Origin of the sequence: Colwellia sp., from assembly GCF_013215345.1 — a bacterium.
GTDB lineage: Bacteria > Pseudomonadota > Gammaproteobacteria > Enterobacterales > Alteromonadaceae > Colwellia.
This window is the reverse complement of record NZ_JABSOV010000001.1, coordinates 19,989-34,478: the sequence shown is the minus strand read 5'-3', so window position 1 is coordinate 34,478 and position 14,490 is coordinate 19,989. Positions and strand designations below refer to the sequence as shown.

At 38.8% G+C, this 14,490-nt stretch carries 12 protein-coding genes; 7 read left to right on the top strand and 5 right to left on the bottom strand.

The genetic code is table 11. The features are described 5' to 3' along the window. The first annotated feature begins 100 nt into the window (after positions 1-100). Positions 101-1,534, top strand: coding sequence for a dihydrolipoyl dehydrogenase (lpdA, locus tag HRT50_RS00130; protein ID WP_291610081.1), 1,434 nt, complete (start codon positions 101-103; stop codon positions 1,532-1,534). 106 nt (positions 1,535-1,640) lie between these two features. Here the strand turns inward: lpdA and HRT50_RS00125 are convergent, their stop codons facing one another. The 5 genes from HRT50_RS00125 to HRT50_RS00105 all read right to left on the bottom strand — a co-directional run bounded on the left by HRT50_RS00125 (position 1,641) and on the right by HRT50_RS00105 (position 7,269). Next, the gene (locus tag HRT50_RS00125) at positions 1,641-2,936 is read right to left on the bottom strand and encodes an ATP-binding protein (protein WP_291610079.1); all 1,296 of its coding nucleotides are present in this window, start codon (positions 2,934-2,936) and stop codon (positions 1,641-1,643) included. Then, complete coding sequence (locus HRT50_RS00120; protein ID WP_291610075.1) at positions 2,926-3,636, bottom strand: response regulator; 711 nt, start codon at positions 3,634-3,636, stop codon at positions 2,926-2,928. The genes HRT50_RS00125 and HRT50_RS00120 overlap by 11 nt, the downstream gene beginning before the upstream one ends. Before the next feature lie 6 nt (positions 3,637-3,642). Continuing rightward, the gene (locus tag HRT50_RS00115; RefSeq protein ID WP_291610074.1) at positions 3,643-4,002 is read right to left on the bottom strand and encodes a hypothetical protein; all 360 of its coding nucleotides are present in this window, start codon (positions 4,000-4,002) and stop codon (positions 3,643-3,645) included. Positions 4,003-4,004: 2 nt separating this feature from the next. Next, positions 4,005-6,395, bottom strand: a complete 2,391-nt coding sequence (locus tag HRT50_RS00110) for a reprolysin-like metallopeptidase (RefSeq protein ID WP_291610072.1) — start codon at positions 6,393-6,395, stop codon at positions 4,005-4,007. A gap of 262 nt (positions 6,396-6,657) precedes the next feature. Beyond that, positions 6,658-7,269, bottom strand: coding sequence for a hypothetical protein (locus tag HRT50_RS00105; RefSeq protein WP_291610070.1), 612 nt, complete (start codon positions 7,267-7,269; stop codon positions 6,658-6,660). Positions 7,270-7,637: 368 nt separating this feature from the next. On the opposite strand from HRT50_RS00105, the gene HRT50_RS00100 reads away from it, so the two are divergent. The 6 genes from HRT50_RS00100 (at position 7,638) to HRT50_RS00075 (ending at position 14,424) form a co-directional block, all read left to right on the top strand. After that, entirely contained in the window at positions 7,638-8,711 is a 1,074-nt protein-coding gene (locus HRT50_RS00100; RefSeq protein ID WP_291610068.1) for an energy transducer TonB, read from the top strand. 167 nt (positions 8,712-8,878) lie between these two features. Beyond that, positions 8,879-12,097: a glycoside hydrolase family 2 TIM barrel-domain containing protein gene (locus HRT50_RS00095; RefSeq protein WP_291610066.1), complete on the top strand. Its 3,219-nt coding sequence runs from the start codon at positions 8,879-8,881 to the stop codon at positions 12,095-12,097. A gap of 80 nt (positions 12,098-12,177) precedes the next feature. Continuing rightward, positions 12,178-12,342, top strand: coding sequence for a hypothetical protein (locus tag HRT50_RS00090; RefSeq protein WP_291610064.1), 165 nt, complete (start codon positions 12,178-12,180; stop codon positions 12,340-12,342). 172 nt (positions 12,343-12,514) lie between these two features. Continuing rightward, a complete protein-coding gene (locus tag HRT50_RS00085; RefSeq protein ID WP_291610062.1) occupies positions 12,515-12,841 on the top strand; it encodes a hypothetical protein in 327 nt (108 codons plus the stop codon). Then, positions 12,834-13,532, top strand: a complete 699-nt coding sequence (locus HRT50_RS00080; protein WP_291610061.1) for a YafY family protein — start codon at positions 12,834-12,836, stop codon at positions 13,530-13,532. The genes HRT50_RS00085 and HRT50_RS00080 overlap by 8 nt, the downstream gene beginning before the upstream one ends. A gap of 67 nt (positions 13,533-13,599) precedes the next feature. Then, the gene (locus tag HRT50_RS00075) at positions 13,600-14,424 is read left to right on the top strand and encodes an ABC transporter substrate-binding protein (protein ID WP_291610059.1); all 825 of its coding nucleotides are present in this window, start codon (positions 13,600-13,602) and stop codon (positions 14,422-14,424) included. Positions 14,425-14,490: the final 66 nt, after the last annotated feature.

Sequence of the window (14,490 nt, the reverse complement as noted above, 5' to 3'; positions counted from 1 at the left end):
GAATGCATGGAGTTGACGTTAGTCAATGAGTACTTTCACCGTAGCAATTGGACAAAAGAACAACGTATTGAATTTTTCTTAACTAATTGTGAGGAAAATTATGAGTAACGAAATTAAAACTCAAGTAGTGATATTAGGTGCAGGCCCTGGCGGTTATTCTGCAGCATTCCGCGCAGCCGATTTAGGCTTAGATGTAGTGTTAGTAGAAAGTCGTGAAACATTAGGCGGCGTTTGTTTAAACGTTGGTTGTATTCCTTCTAAAGCACTACTTCACGTAGCTAAAGTAATTGATGATGCAGCAGCAATGGCATCTCACGGTGTTACTTTTGGTAAGCCTGAAATTGATTTAGATAAAATCCGTAGCTGGAAAGACAGTGTAACTGCACAGCTTACCGGTGGTTTATTGGGTATGGCAAAAAGCCGTAAAGTAACCACAGTTTATGGTTACGGTAAATTTACTTCTGATAAAACAATCGAAGTTGCAGGTAACGACGGTGAAACAACCACTATTACTTTTGATAATGCCATTATAGCGGCAGGTTCATCAGTGGTTAACTTACCATTCATTCCAACCGATGACCCACGTGTTATTGATTCTACTGGTGCTTTAGAACTTAAAGACGTACCAGAAGAATTATTAGTATTGGGTGGCGGTATTATTGGTCTAGAAATGGGAACTGTGTACTCTGCATTAGGTTCTAATGTATCTGTAGTTGAGTTTGCTGACCAATTAGTGCCTGCGGCTGATAAAGATATTGTTAGAGTTTATACCAACTACAACAAGAAAAAATTCAACATAATGTTGTCTACTAAAGTTGTTGCTGTTGAAGCAAAAGATGACGGTTTATACGTTACTTTTGAAGGTAAAAAAGCACCAGCTGAACAAGTTCGTTATGACAAGATTTTAGTTGCTGTTGGTCGTAAGCCTAACGGTCACTTAGTTGCTGCTGATAAAGCTGGCGTAAATGTTGATGAGCGTGGTTTCATTAACGTGTCTAAAGAATTACGTACTAACGTACCGCACATCTTCGCTATTGGCGATGTTGTTGGTCAACCTATGCTTGCTCATAAAGCTGTTCATGAAGCACATTGTGCTGCAGAAGTTATTTCTGGTAAGAAACATGAATTCGACCCTCGTTGTATTCCTTCAATTGCTTATACCGATCCTGAAATGGCTTGGGTTGGTGTTACTGAAGCTGAAGCAAAAGAGCAAGGCTTGAACATTGAAGTTGCTAACTTCCCGTGGGCTGCTTCTGGTCGTGCTATCGCTTCTGCACGTACTGAAGGCAAAACTAAGATGATCTTTGAAAAAGGAACTGGTCGTGTTCTTGGTGGTGCTATTGTTGGTATCAATGCAGGTGAAATGCTTGGTGAAATTTGTTTAGCGGTTGAAATGGGCGCTGATGCTGAAGACTTGGCATTAACTATCCATGCTCACCCAACGTTAAATGAATCAATTGGCTTAGCAGCAGAAATCTTTGAAGGTTCAATCACTGATTTACCAAATGCTAAAGCAGTTAAGAAAAAGAAATAAGATAAAAATAAAATAATTTAATAAGTTAAATTATTTCAAAAGCCAGCGGCTTACTTGATTAATTAAGTAAGTCGCTGGCTTTTTTATTGTCTGTAATTTAGTGATTTTACTCTGCAGAATTTTGAGGAATAACTATTTTAAAACAGGCCCCAGATAACTTACCTTCAACTAGGTTAATTGTGCCGTGGTGTTTGTTAATAATAGATAAGACTATAGCAAGGCCAAGTCCGCAGCCGCCAGAATCTCTTGAACGACTAGCATCTAAGCGAGTAAAAGGTTCAAATATCCTTGAAGATTTACCCGGTGGAATTCCCATGCCGTCGTCTTCTACTATGATGGTAATACTGTCATTTGTATCATCTAGGGCAATCTCACAATGGCTACTGGCAAAACGACCGGCATTTCTTAGCAGGTTTATTAATAGTCGCTTAAGTAGCTTAGTATTGCCTTCAAGGTAGACCGCTTCATTTGTTGTCAAATTGAAAGTAACTTCGGGATAAAAGTGTTTTACCTCGGCAATAGCAGCTATACAAGTATCGTGCAGATTAACTTTTTCTAGGGAAATAATAGCTTCACTATCTTTTAATTTGGCATAATAAAGCAGTTCTTTTACCAATTTATCAAGATCTTCAAGAGCAGTATGCATGCTATGTCTTAAGCGCTCATGTTCATTTTCAGGAGTCTCTTCAAGCATTTCTAAGGCAAATTGAATTCTTGCCATAGGGCTTCTAAATTCGTGGGCTACGCCATGAAGCAGATCTCTTTGTAGAATTAATCTTTCTGAATTTTCTTGCTGAGCTTTAAGCATTACTCTATTGAGCTCTTTAATATTTTCATAAATGCTGTGCTTGTCGTTACGAACATTAAAAGGCAAATTTTGTAACATAGCAGAGACGTTGTTTTTATGTTTTTCTATAGTGGTTAAGTAGCAATATATTATCGGTAAATTGATAATAAGAGCACAGAGCCAGCTAAACCAGTCTAGTAAGAAGGTCTGCCAGTTAGTGAAGGCGATTGGTCCTATTTCTGCAATATAATGTTCATCCAGCGGGTAATAAATCACTGCGCTATTAATATCTATAAGGCCAGATTGGGCTTGTTTTAACTGCAATAATTTAAAGTTTTCAGCAGAGAAGTTTTCGGGCATTCTATCAATGAGTAAACATTCAGTATCGAAGGTTTGTCCAAGTATAATGGCTTGTTTTTGCCATTGATTATGTGGAACATCGCTGAAGGCTTGGTGCATTTTCTCTTTGACTTGTAATAAAAAATTTTCATATTGCTTATAAACATAAGTTTCTAGAGAGTAATAAACATGGGTATTTAATAAACTGGCGATAGTAATATTAAATAGCAAAAGAGCTAGAACAAGTGTGCTTGGTTTAGCATTGCTAATTTGCAAGTAAATAACCCTTATTACGAATAGTTTTAATAATTTTTGGTTCTTTGGGGTCATCGCCCAACTTTTTTCTTAATCTTGAAATTCTAAGGTCAATAGAGCGGTCAAAACCATCATAATCTAATTTAAAGATTTCTTTATGTAACTGATCTCTTGAGATAATACTGCCAGCATTCATTGCCAGTACCCAGAGTAAATCGAACTCAGCGCTGGATAAGGTAATTTCCTTTTCATTATAGCGAACTATACGTTTTCTAATATCAATGGTGAGAGCGCCATTGCTGACATGTTTTATATCTTGTGGAATTAGGTTTTTAAGATGTGATTGTCTTCTTAACTGAGCCCTGATATGAGCCAATAAAACCCTAGGCTTTATTGGCTTACATAAGTAATCGTCGGCGCCTACTTCTAGCCCAGTAACCTCATCAATATCATCATCTAACGCAGTTAACATTATGATAGGATTGATAAAGTCAGGCTTTAATTGACGGCAAATAGTTAAGCCATCTACGCCTGGCAACATGAGATCCAAAACAATGAGGTCTGGCTGAATATGTGCGGCCATTGTTAGCGCATTGGCACCATTATGTTCCACACTTACCTGATAACCATTCATTGTTAAATATTGACTAATGAGTGAGGTCAACTCGGCATCATCATCGATAATTAAAATGGTTTCACTGCTTTGAATGTCATTGTTCATAATATGTTATTTATGCTCTAATTTTTGGCAAATATCATAGATCTTACTATTATATTCTTTAGCAAACTGATACTTCACTCTGCGCTCTTGTTTATCACTTGGGCTTTTTATTACATCGCCGGTGCCGTGTATGGGCTTTATACCACATTGTTTTTTAAGTGCAGCAAAGTTGTTTGTTTCAAAACCCGGAATGACAGGGTTTCTGCCAAGAGTGTACATTAATCTGTGATCTTTATTCTCCTTAGCTATATTGATTGCTTGAGCAATATTAGTAGGTAATTCGACCTGTTGTTCCTGTGCACCCTTACTTATATCACTGCCGCAAGCCGCTAAGATTAGTACATTTAACCAAAGTAAATTTTTCATTTTTATATCCTTTTAAAAATTCTATTTCTCAAAGCCAGTACAGTTAGTAATATTAGATAATACATACTACCACCAGAAGAGCTTGCTGTTGGTGTAACAACTGGCTTAGCTGTGACGGTAATGGTTAATGCTGCTGTAGCTTGGTCACCGCTGCTATCTGCTATGGTATAAGTTAACTGTTCATTGCCAACAAAGCCTGTTGCTGGTGTATAGCTAAGTTTATTGTCAGTGATGGTGACGTTACCTGTACCTGTATAGTTAACACTCTTCAATTGTAAGCTCTGACCATCGGTACTGATGTCATTACTTAACACGTCGATTGTTGTTACTTTATCTTGCTCTAGCGTTATTTGGTCATCAACCGCTGTAGGTTTACTATTTGTCGTGCTTTGACTATTAATCTGAAAATCTTGGTTATTGATAGCAAAGAAAATATTATTTTCACATGTTAATTTTAATCGCGCTTTTTCGGTTGTTAACTCAGGTAAGATGACTTCTTCACTGCCATCATTTGCTGTTTTATTTGCTAATGTTTGGCTGAAGGTTAAACCAGAATCCACTGAAAGCAGTAAGTTAACTTGTGTACATGAAACTGGGGCTTGTTCGGTTGCTGCCGTATTCCAAGTGACTAACTGTTTTGTACCATGCCAAGTGCTAGGTTGGTTAATGGTGAAACCTTGCTGGTTAGTAATTACACTAATCTTTGTCGCATCATCACTGACATTACCTTGGTTATCTCTAACAACTAGTCTGAAATTTAGCTCTCGGGTAGTTGTTGGTAATGTCTCTCCATAAACGTTTTTATTGGCTAGAATGTCTGCCATGGCAGGAAGAGTACGGCTTGTATTTGATGTCGGAGATAGTGTTCTAAATAATGGTTTACTACCGTCATCTGTTTGATCTTCAGCTTTGCTACTCGTTGCGCCACCTAAGTCAACTTGTTCCCAGCTATAAGTTAGCGAGTCACCGTCTACATCAGTTGCTGACCCTGTTAACGTGAAAGGTGTACGAGCAGGAATGGTATAGTCACTTCCCGCATTGACTATGGGTGCAGTATTATTTAGCTGTGTTTTAACGCCACATGATGAGCTGATTTGTCGATTAAAGGCACTAATTTGGTCAATTGAATGGATATGAAAATATGGATTTGAGCTGTTTTGTAAGTTTTGCTCAGCGCAAATTCCTGCATAGCCCATGATGGTAGAAGCACTACCTGGCTCATATGCACTGGTTGATACTCGGTTGCCCTCACAAGCATCTTGGCTGCCATTAAAGGTATGTTCTGCACCAAACTGATGACCAATCTCGTGGGCCACATAGTCAATATGAAAGGCATCTGCTGTTGGACTGTCACTACCGGTAATACCTTCCGCTTTTCCAGCAGAGCAGACAACAGCAAAGCTTGCTAAACCACCACCGCCGGTGCCAACCAAATGCCCTATATCATAATTGCCTGCCCCTATTGCGCCATTAATAACTTGGCTAACGGTATCTATATCTTCATCGGTATTTTTAAAGGGGTCGGTAGACGCATTTAAGTAAATAATGGCGTCATTATTGGCCACTAGTTCAAATTGTATCGCCAAGTCTCTACTGTAAACATCATTTACTCTGTTGAGTAAGGTTACTATGGCCGCTAACGATTTTTCCTTAGTACCGCCATGGAAACTACTATATTCACCTGTCGCCGCCATGGCTATTTTATAAGTGATTAAGTCATTCGCTGTTTTTTTCATGGTTTTTCGAGCTATATTTTTTAGCGGGAAAGAAGGTAATGAACTTTTTCTCGGTGCTAATCGACGTCCTGGAGCATCTTTAGTTAATGGCTGAGCATCTTTTTTAAAATAACTTTGATATTGGTAATTATTCTCTCGACTAATGGGTTCTATGTAGACTTTTTCTTTTTCATAATTAAATACACCATGGAAACCATGGGGGGTAATATCAAATCGGCCTGAATGTTCGGGATTATTAACTTGGTAGCCAGTAAAGGTTTTAATTGATGGGTATTTATCAGCTAACTCGCTACTCATTACCGCTGAAGAGTTAAGTTTGAATTGGACAAACTCTCCATTTGGCAAAGGTAAATCGATAAGTAAGGATTTGTTATCTCTGGTTAATTGCTCTAATTCAGCGATATTGATATCGAAAGTTTTTTTACCTGAGGCTTTGCCATTAATAAGCTTATTATTATGCTCATTGGTTAACTTGGTGGTCAGCCATTGTTCATTTGAGAAGAGTGCACTATTTTGTGCGTTTGCATTAGTTACCATGCATAGCAGGCTGGCAAGCAGTATTGATGTTTTCATAAAAATCTCGAATTTATTACCCGTTAAAGATGAAGTTAATGTACCTTGCTTATCATAGCCTCGGCGTACCCATTTGTTTAACATTTGTATCAAGTTTGATACAAACAATACAAGCCTTAAAAACCTTCTCTTGGGCTTTTCTCGTTGAGATAATGCTAGCGTAGGCCATGCAGGAAAAAGTATATAATTTAAAAAAATGAACCGCTGGTGTTATGTGGAAGGCTATGATTGGTATCAATTCCGGAAAGTTTTTACCTTTGCGGTAAGTTGAAGATATTAATTAAAAAAGCCAGTTACTTAACTAAAATAACTGGCTTTTTTTAGGTTTATATTCTTGTTTAGATTATTAAAGCTTATCTTTAGTGACATACAAGTTAAGGGGTATAGCTAAACAGGTAGCAAGAAATTCTTCTGCATATTGTTCCCCTTTACCTTGGTATTTCCAACCTAGTGTTAACGCTATTTGCGCAGGTCTAAAGTTAGCATTATTAGTTTGCTCTTCAGTAAAGGGATACTTAACGCCATTGCCTTTCATAAGCTGAGCTTTAGTAAGAGGGTTGTCTTCTAGAGTAGATAAATTATCTGCCCTTTTCGCAAAGCTAACAAAAAAGGGTAATGATGCTTGGCAATAATCAAAGCGTTTCTTTTTAGCTGTTACTATGCTTTCTTCATCAGTCATTAAGCGCCGATTTTGACCTGGCTCTGCTTCTGCCTTAAGCTTCTTTCTGATGACCTTATAAAATGTAGCGTAGGGGTTATCCATCAAGGCTAACTTAGTATGCATCTCTGGCCAAGTTTGCAAAGCTAACCGTTTATTAAATTCAGCGGTAACTTCAGGGCTCATTTCTGCCGTTATTTCAATAGCATTTGCCATGGGGCTAAAAAGCGCACTTATGCTCACTCCAGTGAAAGCTATAGTGCGAATATACTGCCAGTAAGTTTTTTTCTTCATTTGCATACTATTTTCTTCTTATTATTATGTTTGCCACCAATAGTGCATTATTGGGTTTAAAAGTACCCAAAGAACAATAGCTTAATTTATTTTGGTTGATTATCATACTTGTTATTTACTCTGAATAAAAATGTTTTAATTTATTCGGTCTATGTCATTTTTTATAGTTATCAGGGAGATGAAATTAAGTGTTGGGAATTGTGGGAAAGTTAATCGAAATGACTCCTTCTTTGTACATGAGCTCTGTTTGGTTATTTATGCTCCGTCAGTGGTAAATGTATCCATTGGCTTATCTGCGGGAATCTTTACCGGGGTAATGAATGGTTTTTTCTGGTGTAGGTGTTAACCTATTGTAAAAACCAAAGGACTGACTAATGCAAATTTACCCTATCAGCATGATGCTAATGACATCGCTATTTTTTACAAACTCTATCCAAGCGCAAGAAAATAGCACTACTACGAATCATGCCAATAATCTTTCTAAACATCTCTCGACTATATTTCTTCCTGAGCCAATAAAAAGAGTACAACCTAAATACCCAATTAATGCTGCTAGAAGCCGTCGAGAAGGATGGGCAAGGCTTAGTTTTGTTATCGATAAAGAGGGTAATGTCAGCGATGTTTTGGTGAACGAAACATCAGGTAGTATAGATTTTGCTAAAGAAGCGGTAAGAGCGGTAAAGAAATGGAAATATAAACCAGCCTATGAAAAAGGTAAACCGATTCAGCAATGTGTCAACTCAGTGCAAATGGACTTTAAAATGAATAAAAATGGCACCACAGGAGCCACGAGGAAATTCATATCTAAATATAAAAAAGCACAGAAAGCGTTAACTGCAAAGGACTATGACGAGGTAGAAATACAGATAGCCTTGATGAAAAAGAGTAAATATATGCATTTGTCTGAAAATAACTATATGCACTTATTAGCAGCGGATTATGCAAAAGCTAAAGGTGACAAGGAATTAAGGTTGTTTCATTTAAGGCGAGTACGAAGTATAAAAGGTGATAACAACGAAAAACAAAGATTGGCAACTCTTTATACAATACTTTCTCTTGAGCTTGAGTTGAATGAATTCCGAGCAGCACACGGCAGCTATAATAGACTTATTAAGCTGGAGGCAGCAAAGCCATATTTAGCAAAATTGGCAGAAACTATGGCAAAGGTCGATGAATTTATTGGGGGTGATCAAAATTTAGTCAGGTCAGCCGATATTGTCGACCACGACTTTTGGAGTGCAGCTCTAGTTAGAAAGGAGTTTTCATTAACCGATGTCGAAGGATCGTTACATACTCTAGATGTTCGCTGTGCTAATAAACGTCATGTTTATACCATAGGACAAAATTCTACCTGGAAGCTACCAACAAGCTGGGAAAACTGTAGCATCTATGTTTTTGGTGAGCCCAATACTCAATTTAAGTTAATTGAACATCCACTCAAAAGTTAGCTTACATAGTTTAAATTCATAGCAAGGATCTACTTTTAGAGCCTTACTAGCTTCTAGATGAAAGCGCTATAAAGTCATTTTTTAGTGATAAAATAATAGTAAAACACTTGAACTAGTTTGAGCTTGCTCATAGTATGTTGGTATATTGTATGCAATGGGTGTTTTTAATGAAAGCTGGTTTGTTATTTCTTATTTTTGGCGTCACTTTTTTTACAACAAGTGTGTTAGCTGAGCAGGCGCGAGAACCTTGGCAAGATCATCAAGTATTTGCTATCAATAAACTCGCACCTCATGCGAGTTTTTTCCCTTATAGTACAGTCAATGCGGCACTTGATGATAATAAAGCGCAAAGTGATAACTTCATTTTACTTAATGGCCTGTGGCAGTTTAATTGGCAGCGCTCTCCTAGCAATAAACCGCAAGGCTTTGAACAGAAGGCTTTTGACGACTCTAGTTGGTCACAAATTCCTGTACCAGGAAACTGGGAGGTTGAAGGGTTCGGCTATCCTATCTATTTAGACGAACGTTTTCCTTTTAGCACCACATGGCCAGATGTGCCAAGCGATTATAATCCTATTGGCTCATATCGAAAAAAATTCACCTTACCTAAAAAATGGGCCAATAAGCAGGTTATATTGCATATAGGTGCAGCTAAATCATCCTTAGATGTCTGGTTAAATGGTGAAAAAGTTGGCTTTAGTCAAGGCTCAAAAACTCCGGCAGAATTTGATTTAACGCCGTATCTTAACGGAGGTGAAAACTTATTAGCGTTGCAAATACGCCGTTGGACCGATGCCAGCTATTTAGAAAGCCAAGATATGTTGCGTATATCGGGCATAGAGCGTGATGTTTACCTGTATGCCCGAGAGCAACAGCATATTGTCGATTTTCATGTCAAACCTGAGCTAAGTGTAGACTTTAGCCAAGCAGAGTTTAGTGTCATTGTTGATGTGGACAACTTGGCTAAGCATAACAGCGGTAAGTTAACGGTGGCTTACCAATTACTTGATCCCAGTAATAACTTAAAGCCGGTTATTTCTGCTGAAAAAACGATTAGTATTGATAGCGAGGATAAACAGCAAGTTAGTTTAACTGGCTCGTTTTCTCAGCCAAGGTTATGGAATGCGGAAACCCCTAATTTATATACTTTACTCATCACCTTAACCGATAAAAATGGTCGGGTACTTACCGCGATTAAAGATGATATTGGCTTTCGTCATATTGAAATTAAAAATAGTCAGTTAACGATTAACGGCAAGGCTATTTATATTCGTGGTGTTGATAGGCATGAGACTTCACCAAAGCATGGTCATGTAGTCACTAAAGCCTTAATGGAACAGGATATTAAATTGATGAAGCAATTTAATATCAATGCTGTGCGCTCAAGTCATTATCCGAATGACCCCTATTGGTATGATTTAACGGATAAATATGGCTTGTATGTTATCGATGAAGCCAATATCGAATCACATCCATTAGCCATTGATAAAAAGACCCAGCTAGGTAATGAAATGAGTTGGTTACCGGCCCATTTAGATCGCACCAAGCGGATGTTTGAACGAGATAAAAACCATCCGTCTATCATTATCTGGTCTTTGGGTAATGAAGCAGGGGAAGGAAAAGTTTTTGCCGCGACCTATCAGTGGCTTAAAGAGCGCGATAATAGCCGTCCGGTGCAATATGAGCCCGCAGGTGAAGAGCATTACACCGATATTTTTGCCCCAATGTACCCATCGATTGAACGTTTAGAGAAATACGCTAAATCAAATCCTCATCGTCCAGCCATTATGATTGAATATGCTCATGCTATGGGTAATTCAGTAGGTAATTTACAAGACTATTGGGATGTCATTGAAAAATATGATGTCTTGCAAGGTGGCTTTATCTGGGATTGGGTTGACCAGTCCTTAGAGTACACCAATAGTAACGGTGTTAAATACTGGGCTTACGGCAAAGACTTTCATCCTGATTTACCCAGCGATGGTAACTTTCTTAATAATGGTTTAGTGAATCCAAATCGTGAGCCGCATCCACACTTATTCGAGGTAAAAAAAGTTTACCAGCCAGTGAAGTTTGCTGCAGAAGATTTAAGGCAAGCGAGCTTTAGCATTACCAACAAGTTTGCCTTCAGTAACCTAAGCCAGTATGACTTGCAGTGGTTGTTAACGGCTGATGGCGATTTAGTTGCTCAAGGACACCGTGCTATGGCAGATATTGCTGCCGGTCAGACTAAAGTGATCATGCTTAAGGAAATACTGACCCATTTACCTAAGAGTAGTGATAAAGAGTACTTTTTAACGGTTAAAATGGTGGTCAATAAGCCGCAGCCATTATTAGCACGAGGCCATGAAGTCGCCTTTGAGCAATTTAAAATGCCAGTTAAATATCATGCTGCTGAGGTTGATATTCCTTCAGGCAGTGCCTTGCAGCGAGTTGAACAGCATGGTCAGTTAACACTCTCTAATGATGACGTAACGGTAGCATTTAGTCAGCAGAGCGGTTGGCTAACTAAGTTTAATTATCAAGGAAAGTCATTAATATCGCCATTGGTTAAACAGCCGCTAACCGTTAATTTTTGGCGGGCACCAACCGATAATGATCTAGGTAATGGTCTACAAAAAAGAGCTCAAGTATGGCAACAGGCTGCAAGTAGCTTACAGTTAGTTAAGTTATCTAGTATGACAGTGGATGCAAGCATCCTAGTTAAAGCGGTTTACTCGAGTGAGTTATTTGTGGGTAGCTACCAAGTAAATTATCAAATATCAGCCAATGGACGAGTGCATGTATCCAGTGAACTTAACCTGGCCAAAGGGCAAAAGTTAGCTGATATTCCCCGTATGGGTATGCAGTTGGTTATGCCCGGCGAGTATCAGTTTATTAACTGGTTTGGCCGTGGACCACACGAGAGCTACGCTGACAGAAAAAGCTCAGCGGCCATTGGTTTGTATCAGGCGGCAGTGACAGCGCAAATTCATCATTACGCTAGACCCCAAGAAAATGCCAATAAAACCGATGTGCGTTGGCTAGCAATGAAAAGCCCGACAGGCTCAGGTTTATTAGCCGTTGGTGACCAGCCATTAAGTGTAAGTGCTTGGCCTTATTTACAGCAAGATATCGACTTTATTGCTGGAAAAGATGGCAGTGCTTCCGCTTCAGGCTTAGTGCCAGTAACCAGTAAACATGGCGCAGAACTATTAATGCGTGATTTGGTGACAGTCAATATTGATCATAAACAAATGGGCGTGGGTGGTGATACTTCGTGGGGGCGACTAGTCCATGAGGCTTACCGCATTCCAGCCAAAAGTTACCAGTATGGTTTCACCCTAGTACCTTTTATCGATGACAGTGATTTAGCGAATCTTGCCCGTAGCGTAGATAAAAAATAATGAAGCAAGCGGTTTATAAGAGTTAAGAAAGTCGGCTATTTACCTGTTAATTTTAATATATTTTCCGCTACTGACAGTTTTTGTCAGTAGCCTTGTTTGATAATAGTGAGCGAGAAAACAAACATACTAACTATACCCAAGCCACCTCAAGATGCAGGATTCAGCTGGAATTAGAAACGTCTTTAGGCAAGGCATTGAATGAAGAGAATAGTTATTCTATTGTCGAAGTCAATAACGTAGCGTAAAGCGTTGCTAAACCAGCCATTCTGGGACGTCTGAGTAAATCAAGTTCATGGTTGCGTAGTTCATTAAGGGAACAATCATTAATGAAATACACGCCTTGATCATGAATCGCTCAGGCGTCCTGAAACGAGCATATTGAAGTCGCTTGGGTATATATCAAATAAGGAAGATATTATGCAGGTATTAGAATTAGTGACCTTTAAAAGTAAAGCAGGTGTTAGTCAGCAACAAATGCTTGAGCTAAATAAATTGGTCATGGAGCAAGTGCGGGAATTCTCTGGTTTTTTGTATCGCTCTGTCTGTTATCAAAAAGACAGTGATAGCTGGTTTGATGTGGTTTATTGGCAAGATGAAGTAGCGGCGAAATCCGCGCAAGAAAAGTTTATGCAGTCAAAAGTATGCCAGCAGTTAATGGCTATCATTGATATCGAGTCAACGAAGATGCAACACGCTGATATTCTGCTGTCATCTCAATGTACGGAAACGGAAAGCTGTGGCTAAAGCGGATCGCTTACTTAAAATAATTACCTTGCTCAAAGGGCGGCGTACTGTGATAACAGCCCGTCAGCTTGCTGAGGTGTTAGAAACGTCAGAGCGCACCATCTATCGTGATATCCAAGTGTTACTTGATACGGGCTTCCCTGTTGAAGGTGAGGCGGGTGTTGGCTACCGATTGCAACCAGGTTTTGAAATACCGCCGATAATGTTCACCGCCGAGCAATTACTTGCCGTTCAGCTTGGCTTGAAAATGGTGCAAGGCTGGAGTGATAAAGAGTTAGCAATATCGGCCGAAGAGGCAAGAGTAAAGATTGAAGCGGTTATTCCCGAGCGATTAAAAGAAACTAATCAGCAAAACTGTTTACTGGTTTCTAAACATTATCTCAATACTGAAGCGGCGCAACATTCGTTGTCAATACGTAAAGCTATTCAGCAGCAATGCTACCTCACCATGGCATATCAAAAAGCCGATGGTGAACATTCAAATAGAGTGCTTATACCGCTTGGTTTAGTTTATTGGGGACAAAAATGGACCTTGATTGCTTGGTGCCAACTTCGCCATGATTATCGAGAGTTTCGTTTAGATAGAATACAAGCACTAGTGGTGGAGTCTGAAAAATTCAGTACAGATGAAAATATTAACTTAGCGAGTTATCTCAAGCTGTTGCGTGAGCTTTATGGCGAGCAATGTTGAGGCATTAACACTATAAAATTTTTTGTGCTTAACTAACTATTAAGCTGATTCTATTTTTAGTTGTTACATGTACAAATACGCAATTTTATTTATCACTGTCGTTATTTTTCCTCTTGCTATAAGTGCAAATAATTCACTACCAGTAAGTGGCCAAGATAACTTAAATCGAAGCAAGGTCATTCTTACTATTGCTGCTGATCATTGGTGCCCATTTAATTGCCTACCTAATTCAGATTATCCAGGTTATATGGTTGAAATTGCTCAGCAAGTGTTTGCTGAGCATAATATCAAAATTAGTTATCAAATTATTCCTTGGTCAAGAGCATTACAACTATGCCGAACCGGCAGAATTTCAGCTGTCGTTGGTGGCTATAAATCCGATGCGCCAGATTTTATTTATCCAAAAAATGAGCAAGGTTTGATTGGCTTTAGTTTCTTTACTTTAGATAAAAGTTATTGGCGCTATCAGCAGATAGACTCATTGAATAATCAGTTGTTAGCGGTAGCAGATGGCTATGCTTATACAGATAGTTTGGATCGATATATCGCAATCAATCAAGGTGATGCAAAACGTATCTATACCGCGTTTGGTAATAAACCGTTAACGGAGAATATTGCTTTACTCGAGCAGGGCTTAATTGATGTATTGATCGAGACTGATGCGGTATTTTGGTATGTAAGTAAGCAACTAAATCAACAAGAAGAACAACAAGAAAATTTTATTCTTGCTGGCGTGCTTTCTCCTGCGAAGCCTGCATATATTGCCTTTTCTCCAGCTATTGCAGAGTCAAAAGAGTATGCCAGCATTTTATCTGAGGGTATTGAACAGTTACGTGCCAGTGGTGAATTATCACTTATATTAGCTAAGTATGGTTTAGTTGACTGGCAATAAAGTCATGACTTTCAGTTTCGAGTTAATGTCTAATAGTCGCGCGTTATTGGATAGTGATCACTACTA

What these genes read in the sequence shown, in the direction of transcription:
- lpdA (WP_291610081.1), top strand. Translation starts at nt 101, where the DNA reads ATGAGTAACGAAATTAAAACTCAAGTAGTGATATTAGGTGCAGGCCCT.
- HRT50_RS00120 (WP_291610075.1), bottom strand. Translation starts at nt 3,636, where the DNA reads ATGAACAATGACATTCAAAGCAGTGAAACCATTTTAATTATCGATGAT.
- HRT50_RS00115 (WP_291610074.1), bottom strand. Translation starts at nt 4,002, where the DNA reads ATGAAAAATTTACTTTGGTTAAATGTACTAATCTTAGCGGCTTGCGGC.
- HRT50_RS00110 (WP_291610072.1), bottom strand. Translation starts at nt 6,395, where the DNA reads ATGTTAAACAAATGGGTACGCCGAGGCTATGATAAGCAAGGTACATTA.
- HRT50_RS00105 (WP_291610070.1), bottom strand. Translation starts at nt 7,269, where the DNA reads ATGCAAATGAAGAAAAAAACTTACTGGCAGTATATTCGCACTATAGCT.
- HRT50_RS00100 (WP_291610068.1), top strand. Translation starts at nt 7,638, where the DNA reads ATGCAAATTTACCCTATCAGCATGATGCTAATGACATCGCTATTTTTT.
- HRT50_RS00095 (WP_291610066.1), top strand. Translation starts at nt 8,879, where the DNA reads ATGAAAGCTGGTTTGTTATTTCTTATTTTTGGCGTCACTTTTTTTACA.
- HRT50_RS00085 (WP_291610062.1), top strand. Translation starts at nt 12,515, where the DNA reads ATGCAGGTATTAGAATTAGTGACCTTTAAAAGTAAAGCAGGTGTTAGT.
- HRT50_RS00075 (WP_291610059.1), top strand. Translation starts at nt 13,600, where the DNA reads ATGTACAAATACGCAATTTTATTTATCACTGTCGTTATTTTTCCTCTT.